Raw genomic sequence first — 14270 nt, 5'->3', positions numbered from 1 at the left:
AGGGAGTAGACCATGAGACGATGTATGTGGCTGACGGTATACCTGCTGGCTTGCAGTCTGCCGGCGAGTGCCGACAATCCTTTCCGTGCTGTGGAGCTGAATGATGACGAGTTGGCCCAGCTGCGCGGACGCTATGTGCTACCGGGGCGCATCATTAATTTTGGCGTGACCATGAGCAGCACCTGGGAAAACAGCGCCGGCCAGACTATTGGTGCTGGAGTGACCTTTCAGCTTGACGGCCAGGCGCAACCCCATATTTCCGTTACCGAGCTTATGCCGAACACGGAGGGCCAGGGGCAAGGTGCAGCGGTGCCGCCCGGCTCCGGTCAGATCGTGGGTGGCGGGGGGCTGACCGGCGTTCAGGGTATTTCCCAGAGTGTGCGCAGCGCGGGTGACTTCAATGATGGTCTGAACAATCTCGACATCGTCATCACCCGAGGGGCGGCAGGAGCGGCGGAGCCCGATGCGGCTGCGACGCCTTGGGATGGGGCGAGCGGCTTTACCAACGCCGCCGGCAACGTCCTGGTCAGCGCTCGCAATGGTGGCCTGCAGATCCACCTGGATGCTGGTAGTCAGGGCAACGCCTTGCAGCAGATTGGCGGCGGCAACATCACCCAGCAGGCGAATTTCAGTGGCGATCTGAACACAGTGCGCAATCTGGCGACATTGAGCGTGGCGCTGCGCGATCTGCCGTTGGGGCAGGATATGGCCAATTGTACGCTGGAGCAGCTGCGCGCCTTGCGCCCCGGTGGGTATTGAATAAGAACTGAACAAGATAATCCATACAAGGAAGAACATCATGCGCAGATCGGCTGGTTGTGTACTGCTGCTGGCAGTTACCGGTAATCTGATGGCTCAGACCAGTGAAGAAAGTGCGTTGCGTCAGGAGATCGAGCTGTTGCGCCAGCGCTATGAAGCGCAACAGAATGCCTTGATGATTCTCGAACAGCGCTTGCGCCAGATCGAAGGCGCATCGAGCGCTGCGGCGCCCACTGCCCGCACGGCATCACCCCGTGTGGCATCCGCCAGTCAGGGCACGGGCAACGCCGCGTCGGGATATGGGCAATCCTTGCGTGATGATAACGAGCAGGCGCCCAGTGTGGAGGCGCTCTATCAGGAAGCCAGCGGCTTTTTCGGAGGGGGCAGCTTCAGTATCGAACCCGGCCTGACCTACAGCCATTACGATACACGCCAGTTGTTTCTCAACGGCTTCCTCGCACTGGATGCGATCTTCCTGGGCAATATAGGCGTGGACGAGATAAATGCCGACACCTTCACATTTGATCTTACCGCGCGCTATAACTGGCGCCAGCGTTGGCAGTTCGATGTCAACGTTCCCTACATCTACCGGGAAACCACCTATCGATCAGCAGGCGCGGGCGGCGCCAGTACAACGTTCAGTGAGCAGGTCGTGGAAGGAGGTCCGAAGCTGGGGGATATCAGTTTCGGCGTTGCCTACAAATTTCTTGATGAAAGTCCGGGGCGGCCGGATGCGGTATTCAGCCTTCGTGTCAAGGCGCCCACCGGTGATCATCCCTACGGCATCAAGCTGAACCAGTCTCCTGACAACGACAACCTGACAGTACCGGAGTCGCTGCCGACCGGTAATGGCGCCTGGTCAGCCACGGCGGGCATATCGTTGGTCAAGACGCTGGATCCGGCAGTAGTGTTCGGCAATCTCGCCTATACGCATAACTTTGCCGAGGATTTCAGCGACATCAGTGCCCAGCGGGAAATCGAGGTTCCCGGTAGCGTCAAGCTGGGGGATTATTTCCAGTTCGGGCTGGGTATGGCTTTCGCCTTGAATGAGCGAATGAGTCTGTCAATATCCTTCTCCGAGCTGATCAGTCGCAGCAGCCGTATCAGGTACGATGGAGGGAATTGGCAAACAGTGGACGGCAGTGACGCCAACGCCGCCTATTTCAACATTGGCATGACCCTCGCGGCCAGCGATCGGCTGACGGTGGTGCCGAATCTGTCCATGGGGCTGACCCCGGATGCGCCGGATTTCAGCCTGAGCCTGAAGTTTCCCTATTACTTCTGATGGGCCGGGACCCAGACGGCCAGCTCAACGGATATGATGCTTGTGCAACAGCCGATACAATGTTGGTCGGGAGATTTCCAGCTGCCGGGCAACCTGCATCATATTGTTGGGAAAGTGATTGATAGCAGCATGCAGCGCCTGGCGCTCAGCGCGCAGCACCCAGGTCTGCAAGCTCTCGACCTCTGGCTCTGCGGCGCTGGCCAGTCCCAGATCCACCGCCTCGATTTCCCGCCCCTCGGCCAGCACCATGCCCCGACGTACCCGGTTGGCCAGCTCGCGGGCATTGCCCGGCCAGTTGTGGTGCAGCATGGCGCTGATCGCCTCGCTGCTGAAGTTGCGCGGCCGGTAGCCGGTTTCCGCGGTATACAGCTGAGCGAAGTGAGTGGCCATGGGCACGATGTCAGCCTGGCGTTCGCGTAGCGGCGCAGTGCGCACTTCCAGCACATTCAGGCGGTAATACAGATCTTCGCGAAAACGCCCTTCACTGACCGCCTTCTCCAGATCCACATGCGTTGCCGCCAGCACCCGCACATCGACACTGATGGACTGGGTACCGCCGACGCGCTCGATTTGCATCTCCTGCAGAAAGCGCAGCAGATTGGCCTGCATTTCCAGCGGCAGATCGCCGATTTCGTCGAGGAACAGCGTGCCGCCATTGGCCGATTCAATACGGCCGATCTTGCGTTGATGGGCGCCGGTGAAGGCACCTTTTTCATGGCCGAACAATTCCGACTGGATCAGATGTTCCGGGATGGCGCCGCAATTTACCGCGACAAAGACTGCATTCTTGCGCCGGGAGCCGGCATGCAGACCGTGGGCAACCAACTCTTTACCCGAGCCGCTTTCGCCGCGGATCATCACTGGCGAGTCGGTCGGCGCCACGCGAGTTACCAGATTGCGCAGGGCGAGGGCTTCGTCACTGTTGCCGAGAAAGAGTTCCTCGCTCGGCCAGGCCTGCTGCTGATAGCGGCGGCGCAGGCGGGCCATGCCGCAGGCGCGGCCCAGGGCGATATGAATGCGAGAATCATCGAAGGGCAGGGTGTGATAGTCGAGGAACCATTCGGCAATGAACTGTGCCACGCCAGGGTGCTCGAGCAGTTCGCGAGGCACGGCCACTACCCACTGAATCCCGGTCTGATTGAGCGTTCTCTTCAGCCGGTCAAGATCGGCAACATGCGCCGGCTGCAGCCTGAGCATGCCCAGGTCGCATGGGGATTGCCCCATATGGTCCAGCGTCGCCGTGATGACTTCCCATCCGGCATTACTCAGGCGTGTCTGCAACTCCAGGCAGGCGCTGCAGGGGTCCACCAGCAATAACCGGCGGTGTGAAGCAGTGGCCACGTCCAGCATGACGATCCTTCGTGCGATGACATTATTATTGTGCAGGGGTGTGTCTGAACATAGCAGATGCCTGCCAGACTGCAACATTCATATAACCCATCCGGGGGATGGGCCATATTACGGGCTACCGGCCACGGTTACATATTCGGCCATACGCAGGGATAATGCCGGTAGCCAAAGGAGATGACCCATGCCCTTGAATGAAATGCGATTTCTATTGCCCTTGCTCAGCCTGGCCCTGCTGGGTGGCTGGCTGCTCACCGGCTGGGTATTGCTGCGCCGAGAACGGCTGCTGCAGGATCGGGTCGACGAACTGCTGGAGGAAAGCCGACGCCAGCAACTGGAAATGCATCAGCAACTGGGCGGTCAACTGAGTCTGGAGACCCGCCTTGAGCATCTGCAGGAGTCAGTGACCCGCCTGGGCGTCGAGCGTGATCGGCTGGCGGCACGCCTGAGCGAAGCGGAAGGGCAATGCAATGAGTGGCAGCGTAGCGCCGAGCGCTTCCAGACCCAGGCCCAGGAGCAGCAGCGGCAACGTGAACAACTGCAGAGTGAGCGCCAGACTCTGGAACAGCGGTTGCTGCAGCTGCAGCAGACCCACGAGCAATTGCGAGTGGAGCATTCCACTCTGCAGACCACCTTGAGTCAGCGTCAGCAACACTTCGATGAGCAACAGCAATTGCTCAAGGATAGCCGCGAACAGCTCAAGTTGGAGTTTGAACAGCTGGCCGGGCGTATCTTCGAAGCCAAGGGCCAGACTTTCACCCAGACCAGCCAGCAATCACTGGACGCCTTGCTCAAACCCTTCCGTGAACAGATTGATCAGTTCCGCAGTAAGGTCGAGGACATCCACCACAAGGATACGCAGCAGCAGGCGGCACTGGCGCAGGAGCTGCAACACCTCAAACAGCTCAATCAGCAGATCACCCAGGAAGCTCACGATCTGAGTACCGCGCTGCGCGGGCAGAAGAAGACCCAGGGCAACTGGGGCGAGCTGATCCTGGAAAACGTGCTGGAGCGCTCCGGCCTGCGCGCGGGGATCGATTTCCGCCGCGAGGTGAGCATGACCGCCAGCGACGGCCAGCGCCAGCGCCCCGATGCGCTGGTCTATCTGCCCCAGGACAAGCATCTGATCATCGATGCCAAGGTGTCGCTGAATGCCTATACACGCTATATCAACAGTGAGGACGAAACCGAGCGGCGGGTGGCGCTGGCTGAGCATGTCCACGCCTTCGGGCAGCGTATCCGCGAACTTTCCGAACGCAATTATTTCGACTTGCCGGGGCTCAATGCGCCGGAAATGGTTTTCATGTTCGTGCCCATAGAGTCGGCCTTCGTCGAAGCGCTCAAGGCGGATGAAACCCTGTTTCAGAAGGCTATCGAGCAGAATGTGCTGGTGGCCACGCCCACGACGCTGTTGACCAGCCTGAATATCGTGCGTCAGCTATGGCGTTTCGAGGACCAGAACCGCCACACTGCCGAGCTGGCCGAACGCGCTGCCCGCATCCACGACAAGTTACGCACCTTTCTCGGCAGCATGGATCAGGTCGAGAAGGGACTTGATCGTGCCGGTGAGGCTTACCGCAGAGCGCGGGATCAGTTGATCAACGGTCGCGGCAATCTGGTCAAGCAGGTTCAGGAATTCAAGGAGCTGGGTGTTGCGGTGAAAGGCGAACTGGGTGAACACTGGACCGATCGTGCCGAGCTTGAACTCGGGCACGATGCGCCAGCAGATACGCTTTGATGGTAGTCGAGAGGGCACAACGAGACCCGGCAGGGCGCCGGGCCTTACAAATGAAAGTCGCCGCTTGCTTCCGGCTGGTATTCGATGTCGATGATCTTGAGCTTGAGCGGGCGACCGTTGGGGCCGACCCAGTCGATGCTCTGGTTTTTCTTCAAGCCAAGCAGGGCAATGCCGACCGGAGCCAGTACCGAAATAGTGCCTTCGGGCCCGGCTTTGTCGGGGTATACCAGGGTCAGGACCATTTCGCGGCCACTGGTTTCATCCGCGAAGCGCACCGTGGAATTCATGGTGACCACATCTGGAGCAACGCGCGTATGACTCACGACCTTGGCCCGCAGCATCTCGTTTTCGAGCGCTTCCAGGAGGTCGACCGGCGCGTCCAGGGTATTCAACACCTCATCCAGGCGTTGTACATCCAGACGGGTGAGCACGATAGAAGGTGATTTGCTCATGGCGAACAGCATTACTCCTTGTTGAGAACAATAAAATAATATGTAGGAAACAAGTAAAGAAGCCGACAGGACGTCGACATAGATAGACAGTACCAGAATGGCAACTTCTTGCAAGCTCCTCGCTGGTTTTGGCGTTTGCCTGGTCGTGCCGCGTCCGTCATGTTCGGGTTATTTGAGTCAGCGTATTCTTGAGAAGGAGAGAGTTGCATGCGAGTGGTGAAACAGGTCGCGTTATTCGTTCGCACCAATTTATGGATTGTACCGCTGGCACTGTTGCTGGCGTGGGGGCTGTTCCATTTTCTGGACCCGGCGCCACCGCGTACGCTGGTCATGACTACCGGGGGCGAGAGCGGGGGTTATCACGGATTTGCACTGGCATTGAAAGAGCGCCTGGATGAGGATGGCCTTACCCTGGAGCTGCGTACCAGCAGTGGCTCGGTGGAGAACCTGCAGCGGCTGACCGATGGCTCCGGGGAGGTCCAGCTGGGACTGATCCAGAGCGGCACCACCGACCTGATCGAGGCGCATCAACGCTCGCAGCTGGAAGGGCTTGCGGCCATCTATCACGAGCCGCTATGGCTGTTTCAGCGACGCGATGCGGGAATCTCCCGGCTGGTAGACCTGCATGAACGCAGGGTGTCGGTTGGCAGCATGGGTAGCGGCACCTGGGCGGTGGTTCGCAGTGTGTTCAGCCAGCTTGGTGAACATGCTGGTGAAGAGGATGTAGCAGCGGGCAACTGGCAGCGGCTCTCAGCGCGGGCGTCTGCCGAAGCGCTGCAGGCCGGCGAACTGGACGCGGCGTTTTTCGTGCTGCCGGTGGACAATGCGACGGTGCGCCAGCTACTGGCCGATCCGGAACTGGAACTGGTTGATCTGGCACAGACCGAAGCGCTTGCTGCGAGACTGCCATTTCTCGATACCCTGACTATTCCGGAGGGCTTGCTTGACCTGACACGTAACATTCCTGCCCAACGCACCGCATTGCTGTCACCCGTGGCGACGCTGGTCATCAACGAAGCCTTTCACCCGGCCCTGGCCTCGTTGGTGCTGCAGGCCACTGCCGACGTACTGCGCCACGGCAGTCTGCTCGATCCGCCGGGCGCTTTCCCGGCTGCCAAGCCCATGGAGCTGGAGCTGAGCGGCGAGGCAGCGTATTACCATGAGCATGGCGTACCGGTTCTGCAGCGTTACCTGCCATTCTGGATTGCCTCCATAGCCGATCGTTACGTGGTGCTGTTGATTCCTTTCATTGTCATCATGCTGCCGCTGTTGAAGAGCATGGGGCCGCTTTATACATGGCGCATGCGGGCGCGTGTCTACCGCTGGTATGCCGACCTGAGGCGGGTGGACAAGCTGATCCACAATGGTGGAATCCTGCAGGTTCTGGAGCGGGAGATAGACAAGCTGATCAAGCTTGAAGATGAGCTGACCAGAGTAGATGTGCCCTTGTCCTATGCGCATGAGCTGTACAGCCTGCACCTGCATGTGGGGTACATGATCAGCCGGCTGCGGCAGATGCAGAGTGAGAGAGCCGCATGACTGCGGTGCTGGGCTCCGATAACCGAGTGTGACAGCTCATTGCGGTGGGCTTTCAACTCTCCAGGCAGGACCATAAGATGTGTAGCAGACTCTGTTGAGGTTTCAACGCGAACCGCGTTGTTGCGCCAGACATTGCCAGTTGGGCAAACAAAGAGGTGGACATGAAGGATGTGTTGAGTAACGCAACGGATGCAATCAACCGAATACTCTTGGGCAAGCAGCACGCGGTGAAGCTCGCGGTTGCCTGTATTCTCGCCAAGGGGCACCTGCTGATCGAGGATCTGCCGGGCATGGGCAAGACCACCCTGTCTCAGGCGTTGGCGCGGGTTATGGGGCTGAGTTATCAGCGCATTCAATTCACCAGCGACCTGCTGCCCGGGGATATTCTCGGAACCTCGGTGTTCGATCGTAATACCGGCGCTTTCGTTTTTCACCCCGGACCGATTTTTGCCGAACTGGTGTTGGCGGACGAGATCAACCGTGCCACGCCCAAAAGCCAGAGCGCCCTGCTCGAAGCGATGGAAGAGGGGCAGGTGACAGTGGATGGAGCGACGCGTCCTCTGCCCGATCCATTCTTTGTCATCGCCACCCAGAACCCCGCTTCACAAAGTGGCACCTTTGCACTGCCCGAATCCCAGCTCGACCGCTTTCTGATGCGCCTGTCCCTGGGTTATCCGGCGCCAGCCGCCGAGAAGATCCTGCTGCTGGGTGGCACCGGACGGGCGCGGCTCGACAGTATCACTCCGGTGCTGAGCCGTGCCCAGTTGCAGGCATTACAGGCTGCCGTACCTCAGGTGACGGCGAGTGAAGCCATCATTGATTACATCCTGCGGCTGGTCACCCGCACGCGGGAAAGCCAGCTTTGCGCCTGGGGATTGTCGCCCCGTGCCAGTCTGGGTTTGCTGGCATCGGCCCGCGCCTGGGCAATGCTGGAAAATCGCGCCTATGTCATTCCCGAAGATGTGCAGGCGGTGTTGCCAGCGGTGGTCAGCCACCGATTGCGTGCCAGTGATGACCCGGCAGGGCATGGTGGCGGCAGCCTGGCTCAGCGGCTGCTCAATGAGGTGCCGGCGGTTTGATCGGCCGGCTTGGTGGTCAGGCCAGCGGGGTGTTTCAGCGTTGGCTTAAAAAACGCATCCCTGCCGCCAGCCAGGTACGGCTGGATCACCGGCGCATCTTTATCATGCCGACCCGGGCCGGGATGGGATTGCTGTTGCTATTGCTGATCATGCTGATCGGCGCGATCAATTATCAGAACAGCCTGGTATATGCCGTGGTATTCCTGCTCGGCAGCCTGTTCTGGATCGGCTTGCATCATACCTATCGCAATCTCGCTGGCCTGGAGCTTCACGCCAACGGCAGTCTGCCTGTGTTTGCCGGTGAAGAGGCGCCGCTGACCATGACATTGCTCGCGGCGCGGCGTGAATATCAGGCGATCGCCTTGTACTGGCCGGGTACCTCGCCGCGGCAGGTGGATGTGCATCCTGACCAGGGCACGACGCTCTCGCTATATCATCCCACCTCCCGGCGCGGCTGGCTCAAGCCCGGGCGTCTGCGAGTGGAAACGCGCTATCCGCTTGGCTGGTTCGTAGCCTGGAGTCTGGTGGACCTGGACTGGCGGGTGCTGGTCTATCCGCAACCGCTGAATCTGCCGCTGCCGGGCATGCGCGCCGGTAACGAGGGGGAGGGCGTTCAGTTGCTGGCAGAAGGAGTTGATGACTTTCAGGGATTGCGCGCCTATCAACCGGGCGATTCAAAGAAGCGTCTCGACTGGCGCGCCTGGTCTCGAGGTCAGGGGCTGCACAGCAAGGTATTCGCCGAGCCGCAACAGGATAGCCTGTGGCTTACGCTGGCTCAGGCTCCGGGGCAGTCCCTCGATCAGCAACTCGGTTGCCTGACCGGTTGGGTGCTGCAGCTGGAAACCCGGCATCGGCCCTATGGCCTGGAGCTGGCCGGGCAGCGCCTCGGGCCGGCACTGGGCGATGTCCATCGGGACGCCTGTCTGCGCGCGTTGGCGCTGTATGGAGCGGACAACTCATGAATACCCATGCCTTGATTCCGCGCAATAGTCTGGTCTGGTTGCTTACAGCGCAGATAGTCGCCTTGTTGCCGCATCTGCCGCGATTGCCGTTATGGGTGGCCGCGCTGTGGCTGGGCTGCGCGCTGTGGCGCATACAGATTCAACGTATGCGCTGGCCCTATCCGGGATTGGTGGTGCGGGCGTTGGTACTGGGGGTAGTGACGGTGGGCGTATTCATGGCGCAGGGCACCTTGATCGGGCTTGATGCCGCAGTAATGCTGCTACTGACGCTGTTCATGCTCAAGCTGCTGGAAATGCGTAAGCCACGCGATGCGTTGGTGGTGATCTACCTGGGATTTTTCATCGTTGCCACTGCGTTCCTGTTTGACCAGAGCATACCTCTGTCGTTATTCCAGTGCTTCTCTCTGCTGGTGCTGGTGGCAGCGCTGGTTGGCTTGCAACAGACGCCGGGGCGCAACGACCCTGCGCGGGCCCTGCGTACCGGTGGGGTGTTGCTGTTACAGGCGGTGCCGTTGATGGTGGTCTTGTTTGTGCTGTTCCCGCGCATGGGGCCGCTCTGGTCGGTAAACGCACCCGGGCAACAAGCCCGCACCGGGCTGGCAGAAAGCATGACGCCCGCGGACATGGCCGAACTGGCCCGGTCTGGCGAGCTGGTTTTTCGGGCAGCTTTTGACGGCGCGATTCCTCCGCAGCCACAACTGTATTGGCGGGCAATGACACTGAGCCGCTTCGATGGGCGTACCTGGAGCAGCTCGCGTTTCAATGCCCGAGGCGCGCCGCAGGATTGGCAGCCACAGGGCGACCCCACCAGCTACCGGGTGATCGCCACCGCCAGCCATCAGCCCTGGGTGTTCAGTCTGCGCGGGGCGAGCTCCGATGATGAGAGGTTGATGCTCACTCGCGATTTCATCCTGCAGGCGCGGCGCCCGCTGGGGCAGGCCATATCCTATACGGCTACGTCGCGCCTGGACAGTCTGCTCGAACCACAGGGGTTGGACACTCTCCAGCAAAGAATCAATCTGCATCTGCCGGAAGGCTTCGACCCTCGCACTCGCGCCTTCGCGGCCGAACTGCGCCAGACCTACAGGGACGATGCCGAGCTGGTGCAAGCCTTGCTGGCTCACTTCAACCGGGAACCCTTCCATTACACGTTGCGGCCGGAGCTGCTTGGCCAACACAGTAACGATGAGTTTCTGTTTGATAGCCGTCGTGGCTTCTGTGCCCATTTTGCCGGTGCCATGACCTTCGTCCTGCGGGCCGCAGGTATACCAGCCCGGGTCGTTGCGGGCTACCAGGGCGGCGAGATCAATCCGCGCGGCAATTATGTGCTGGTGCATCAGTTCGAGGCCCACGCCTGGGTTGAGGCCTGGTTGCCGGGGCAGGGGTGGGTGTCGGTCGACCCGACCTTTCAGGTGGCGCCGGAACGTATCGAACAGGGCTTACAGGAGGCCCTGGAGCGTGAGGGTAGTTTTCTTGAGGACTCCCCGCTCGCGGTGGCGCGCTACCGCAATATCGGGTGGTTCAACGATATGCGGTTGTTCTGGGATGATCTCAATTACCAATGGCAGCTGCGCGTGCTCGGCTATGAAAGTGAGCGGCAGATGGCATTCTTCCGCCGTTGGCTGGGCACGGCCGACTGGCAGCGAATCGGCATGCTGTCACTCGGCGTGCTGGCCCTGATCATGTTGCCGATGGCACTCTGGATCCTGCGCCCTGAAAGACGCCCGAAGGGTCCCAGGCAGCGCGCCTGGCTGAAGCTGAACAAGCGCCTGGCCGGGCTGCAGCTACAGGTAAGAACAGGCGAAGGACCGCGAGCATGGCAACAACGCCTGATGCAGTACCTGCCTGGTCAGCAGGCAGAAATAGCTGCCTTTTTTGATGAGTATATTCGTTTGACCTATGCGACAGTGCCGGGAGAAACCGAGCCCATGTCGGCGCAGCTGAATGGGGCGCTGCGCGATCTGCTGCGCGCCTTGCCGCGCCGGCGCCCGCCACGACCGACGACGCCAGTGGACTTGCCTGGCGAGGGGCGGCGGTTGTAATGTGAGCGGGTTCGCCTGCCAATACTATTCAGGAGCTGCAATGCATCCGTTCAATGCCTCACATCCGCCCAAGCTCGCCGTTGGGCTGGCCATGGCGGGGTTGGTGCCCTTTGTCACCGGGGCATTGGGTCTATGGGTGACTCCTGAAGCCTGGCGCGTATGGGTAATGGAGGAGCTGCTGTCCTTCGCGGCGATAATGCTGGCTTTCATGGGGGCCATCCATTGGGGGCTGGCGATGCGTGCCGATGAGTCCAGTCACCGGGCGCCGATGCAGCTGGGTTTGTCAGTCATTCCGCCACTGCTTGGCTGGTTCGCTCTGAGCCTACCGATCGATTTTGCCATTCCGGTATTTTTCTTAGCCTTTGCGACCCTGTATATCGCGGATAACTGGGCGGTCAGAAACGGCTTGGCACCGGCCTGGTATACCGCCCTGCGCAAGCCGATCAGTCTGGTGATAATCGGCTCGATGACAGTGGCCTGGGGGGCCACTCTGGTGAGGAACTATTAGGCTCTGGAGTCAACTTTTCTTGACGAACTCGGACTTGAGTTTCATTGCGCCGATACCGTCAATTCTGCAATCGATATCATGATCGCCGTCAACCAGGCGGATATTCTTTACCTTGGTGCCCACTTTAACTACCGATGAGGAACCTTTGATCTTCAGGTCCTTGATCACGGTAATGGAATCGCCATCCTGAAGGATATTGCCGTGGGCATCCTTGATGACGCGCTCATCAGATGCTGTCGTCGTTTCGCCTTCTTTCGACCATTCATGGGCACATTCAGGACACACATACATGGGTCCATCTTCATAGGTATATTCAGAACCGCAGGAAGGGCATTCAGGCAGTGCGCTCATGGTCTCACCTCTAAATAGGTTTATGGCTCACCAAGGCGGTGAGAGGCTGATCGAAAGGGCTCGGATCATAGCGCCTGCATCTGTTTTTGTCCATTTGACGGCCCTGCAGCGCTGGTGTGATGCGGGCAGCAGGGCCATGGCTCGGCTCCGCAGTTGAAAAAAATCCATTAGAGCTGTAAGCTTGTTCGATCGTTTTCGCATCGCTTCAGGAGATGTTTGCAAAGTCAGCCAACTCAATGGACAGAAGTGCCCGTCGGAGAATAAACAATGTTCAACCAATCCAATAAAAAGTTCGATTCAGCTTCCTGCCTGAAATCTGTAATACGCAATCAAGCCTGCTATAAAGGCTACCATTAGCAAGTCCGCTGTTTCCTCTTACGTCTCTTATAGTCGTCAAGTCGAGTACTCGCAGTTTCTGCGCGTAACGGCGTGACTCTGTTTTCGTTTTCTGTGGTTCGGTTGTAACCCGTCATCAGACAAGATGATCATTCCGCAGAAAGTCTCGAGGTTATGCAGTGAATTCTGAATTGTTTCAGTTCTCGACGGTAACAGTATTACTGTTGTTGTTTGGATTCTATGGCGGTACCTATCTTCTCTCCACCCGGATCAAGCAGAGCGAGGGCGATGCTGACGGTTTCATGGTGGCCAACCAGCGCATCGGCCTGGGAATGGGTGCTGCGAGTATGACCGCAACCTGGATCTGGGCTGCCTCTTTCTACGCCGCCGCCACATCGGGTTATACCTACGGTGTCTCCGGTCCGCTGCATTACGGCTTCTGGGGCGCCTTGATGATTCTGTTCATCTACCCCTTCGGTCGTCGTTTCCGTGATCTGGCGCCCAATGCACACACTCTGGGTGAGCTTATCCACGCCCGGCACGGGGCCTCCAGTCAGTTGATCCTGGCATTCTCCAATATTCTCGGCAGTGTCATCAGCCTGATGGTCAATCTCACCGCCGCGGGGGCGCTGGTGTCGGTGCTTTCGCCGTTGTCATTCCAGACAGGGATTCTCATTGCGGGTGCAGGCGTACTCAGCTACACGCTGTACTCGGGCTTCAGGGCCTCAGTATTCACCGACTTCGCCCAGCTGATGGCCATGATGGCGATTGCTGTCGTCATCATTCCAGCGGTGCTGTTCTCCATGGGTGGTCCGGGAGTGATGGCGGACAACCTGTCGAACCTGACGGCGGAGCAGGCCAACATCTTTTCCAAGGAGGCCTTCCTGAATCAGGGGGCGCCTTACTTCGTCGCCGTGCTGGCCTATGCGATCGGTAATCAGACCATCTCCCAGCGCCTGTTTGCGGTGGATGAGTCGCACATCAAACCGACCTTCATTACCGCTACCATCAGCTACGGTGCGATTGTTATCGGTCTGGGCATGATCGGCCTGATGGCCCTGACGCTGGGTGTCGAGCCGCTGAATGGCAATATGAACAACCTGATTCCGCAGATGGTTTCCACCTATCTGCCGCCGTTCTTCATAGGATTGTTCTTTATTCTGGTCATAGGTTCACTGTCATCCACGGCGGACTCCGACTTGTCGGCGCTGTCGGCAATCATGATGGCGGACGTCTATGGCAAGAACATCGCCAAGAACAAGGCCGATCCGAAGAAAATGCTGCTGATCGGGCGCATGACCATGATCACCGCGACTGTAATCGGCATCATCTTTGCCAGTTTCGCTCTGGATATCCTGGTCATGCTGGTGTTCGTGGGGGCACTCTGGGGCGCCATCGTGTTCCCGGTTATTGCCAGCTGTTTCTGGAATCGCGTAACCAATGCGGCCTTCACCTGGGCGGTGATCGTGGCATTGCTGGTGTTCTGTCTGGTGCGTTTCGAACTGGTGCCGATGACCGGCGTGCTGGCTGTTGGCGTAGAGCTGTTGGCCGCAGTAGGTGCTGGCGTAGTCGGCGGGCTGATGACCTTCGGTTTCTTCGGCAAGCGGATGGGGGTGATCGCTTTCTTCATTGCCGGTGCCGTCGTTGCCTGGATCGGCGTTGGCAGCCTGCGCGAATTCACCGTATTGCTGGCGTCGTTGACTGCCTACGGCGTCAGCACGCTGGTATGTATCGGTATCAGCCTGACAAGCAAAGAGCGCTTCGACTTCGATCTCATCAAAGAGCGCGTCGGGGACTATAACAAGCCGGCGCAAGATCAGCCGGACAGCGATGCCGTCATCGCTCGGTGAGTGTTATCACCTCAGTCTCCAG

12 protein-coding genes are annotated in these 14270 nt (G+C 59.2%); 9 read left to right on the top strand and 3 right to left on the bottom strand.

Annotated elements, in window-relative coordinates; genetic code table 11:
• The first annotated feature begins 12 nt into the window (after nt 1-12).
• Both BLU11_RS08740 and BLU11_RS08735 read left to right on the top strand, forming a co-directional pair.
• The gene (locus BLU11_RS08740; RefSeq protein WP_157718641.1) at nt 13-759 is read left to right on the top strand and encodes a hypothetical protein; all 747 of its coding nucleotides are present in this window, start codon (nt 13-15) and stop codon (nt 757-759) included.
• 40 nt (nt 760-799) lie between these two features.
• Nucleotides 800-2044 carry a transporter family protein gene (locus tag BLU11_RS08735; protein ID WP_407920231.1) on the top strand — a complete coding sequence of 415 codons (1245 nt, stop codon included), beginning with the start codon at nt 800-802 and terminating at the stop codon, nt 2042-2044.
• Nucleotides 2045-2068: 24 nt separating this feature from the next.
• Here BLU11_RS08735 and BLU11_RS08730 read toward each other — a convergent pair whose 3' ends face one another.
• Nucleotides 2069-3394, bottom strand: a complete 1326-nt coding sequence (locus BLU11_RS08730) for a sigma-54 dependent transcriptional regulator (RefSeq protein ID WP_090272981.1) — start codon at nt 3392-3394, stop codon at nt 2069-2071.
• Between the two features lie 181 nt (nt 3395-3575).
• Between BLU11_RS08730 and rmuC the strand changes: the two genes are divergently transcribed.
• The gene (gene rmuC / locus BLU11_RS08725; RefSeq protein ID WP_090272980.1) at nt 3576-5129 is read left to right on the top strand and encodes a DNA recombination protein RmuC; all 1554 of its coding nucleotides are present in this window, start codon (nt 3576-3578) and stop codon (nt 5127-5129) included.
• A gap of 44 nt (nt 5130-5173) precedes the next feature.
• Here the strand turns inward: rmuC and rnk are convergent, their stop codons facing one another.
• Entirely contained in the window at nt 5174-5581 is a 408-nt protein-coding gene (rnk, locus tag BLU11_RS08720; RefSeq protein WP_090276349.1) for a nucleoside diphosphate kinase regulator, read from the bottom strand.
• Nucleotides 5582-5788: 207 nt separating this feature from the next.
• Between rnk and BLU11_RS08715 the strand changes: the two genes are divergently transcribed.
• The 5 genes from BLU11_RS08715 (at nt 5789) to BLU11_RS08695 (ending at nt 11711) form a co-directional block, all read left to right on the top strand.
• Nucleotides 5789-7120: a TAXI family TRAP transporter solute-binding subunit gene (locus tag BLU11_RS08715; RefSeq protein ID WP_090272979.1), complete on the top strand. Its 1332-nt coding sequence runs from the start codon at nt 5789-5791 to the stop codon at nt 7118-7120.
• Nucleotides 7121-7281: 161 nt separating this feature from the next.
• Complete coding sequence (locus tag BLU11_RS08710) at nt 7282-8199, top strand: AAA family ATPase (protein WP_090272978.1); 918 nt, start codon at nt 7282-7284, stop codon at nt 8197-8199.
• Nucleotides 8196-9161: a DUF58 domain-containing protein gene (locus BLU11_RS08705; protein ID WP_231702294.1), complete on the top strand. Its 966-nt coding sequence runs from the start codon at nt 8196-8198 to the stop codon at nt 9159-9161. The genes BLU11_RS08710 and BLU11_RS08705 overlap by 4 nt, the downstream gene beginning before the upstream one ends.
• Nucleotides 9158-11203: a transglutaminase family protein gene (locus BLU11_RS08700; RefSeq protein WP_090272977.1), complete on the top strand. Its 2046-nt coding sequence runs from the start codon at nt 9158-9160 to the stop codon at nt 11201-11203. Before BLU11_RS08705 ends, BLU11_RS08700 begins: the two co-directional genes overlap by 4 nt.
• Nucleotides 11204-11243: 40 nt before the next feature.
• Entirely contained in the window at nt 11244-11711 is a 468-nt protein-coding gene (locus BLU11_RS08695) for a DUF3429 domain-containing protein (RefSeq protein ID WP_090272976.1), read from the top strand.
• A 9-nt stretch (nt 11712-11720) separates the two neighbouring features.
• On the opposite strand, the gene BLU11_RS08690 is transcribed toward BLU11_RS08695, so the two are convergent.
• Entirely contained in the window at nt 11721-12062 is a 342-nt protein-coding gene (locus BLU11_RS08690; RefSeq protein ID WP_090272975.1) for a zinc ribbon domain-containing protein YjdM, read from the bottom strand.
• Nucleotides 12063-12577: 515 nt separating this feature from the next.
• Here BLU11_RS08690 and BLU11_RS08685 point away from each other — a divergent pair.
• Nucleotides 12578-14248: a sodium:solute symporter family protein gene (locus tag BLU11_RS08685; protein ID WP_090272974.1), complete on the top strand. Its 1671-nt coding sequence runs from the start codon at nt 12578-12580 to the stop codon at nt 14246-14248.
• The last annotated feature ends 22 nt before the right edge of the window (nt 14249-14270 follow it).

Source organism: Halopseudomonas litoralis (assembly GCF_900105005.1).
In the GTDB taxonomy this organism is placed as follows: domain Bacteria; phylum Pseudomonadota; class Gammaproteobacteria; order Pseudomonadales; family Pseudomonadaceae; genus Halopseudomonas; species Halopseudomonas litoralis.
This window is presented reverse-complemented; position numbering and strand designations above follow the sequence as displayed.

Excerpts from the sequence above, each read along its gene's own strand:
- BLU11_RS08695 (WP_090272976.1), top strand. The coding sequence starts at position 11,244 with ATGCATCCGTTCAATGCCTCACATCCGCCCAAGCTCGCCGTTGGGCTG.
- rmuC (WP_090272980.1), top strand. The coding sequence starts at position 3,576 with ATGCCCTTGAATGAAATGCGATTTCTATTGCCCTTGCTCAGCCTGGCC.
- BLU11_RS08715 (WP_090272979.1), top strand. The coding sequence starts at position 5,789 with ATGCGAGTGGTGAAACAGGTCGCGTTATTCGTTCGCACCAATTTATGG.
- BLU11_RS08730 (WP_090272981.1), bottom strand. The coding sequence starts at position 3,394 with ATGCTGGACGTGGCCACTGCTTCACACCGCCGGTTATTGCTGGTGGAC.
- rnk (WP_090276349.1), bottom strand. The coding sequence starts at position 5,581 with ATGAGCAAATCACCTTCTATCGTGCTCACCCGTCTGGATGTACAACGC.
- BLU11_RS08740 (WP_157718641.1), top strand. The coding sequence starts at position 13 with ATGAGACGATGTATGTGGCTGACGGTATACCTGCTGGCTTGCAGTCTG.
- BLU11_RS08735 (WP_407920231.1), top strand. The coding sequence starts at position 800 with ATGCGCAGATCGGCTGGTTGTGTACTGCTGCTGGCAGTTACCGGTAAT.
- BLU11_RS08690 (WP_090272975.1), bottom strand. The coding sequence starts at position 12,062 with ATGAGCGCACTGCCTGAATGCCCTTCCTGCGGTTCTGAATATACCTAT.
- BLU11_RS08700 (WP_090272977.1), top strand. The coding sequence starts at position 9,158 with ATGAATACCCATGCCTTGATTCCGCGCAATAGTCTGGTCTGGTTGCTT.
- BLU11_RS08710 (WP_090272978.1), top strand. The coding sequence starts at position 7,282 with ATGAAGGATGTGTTGAGTAACGCAACGGATGCAATCAACCGAATACTC.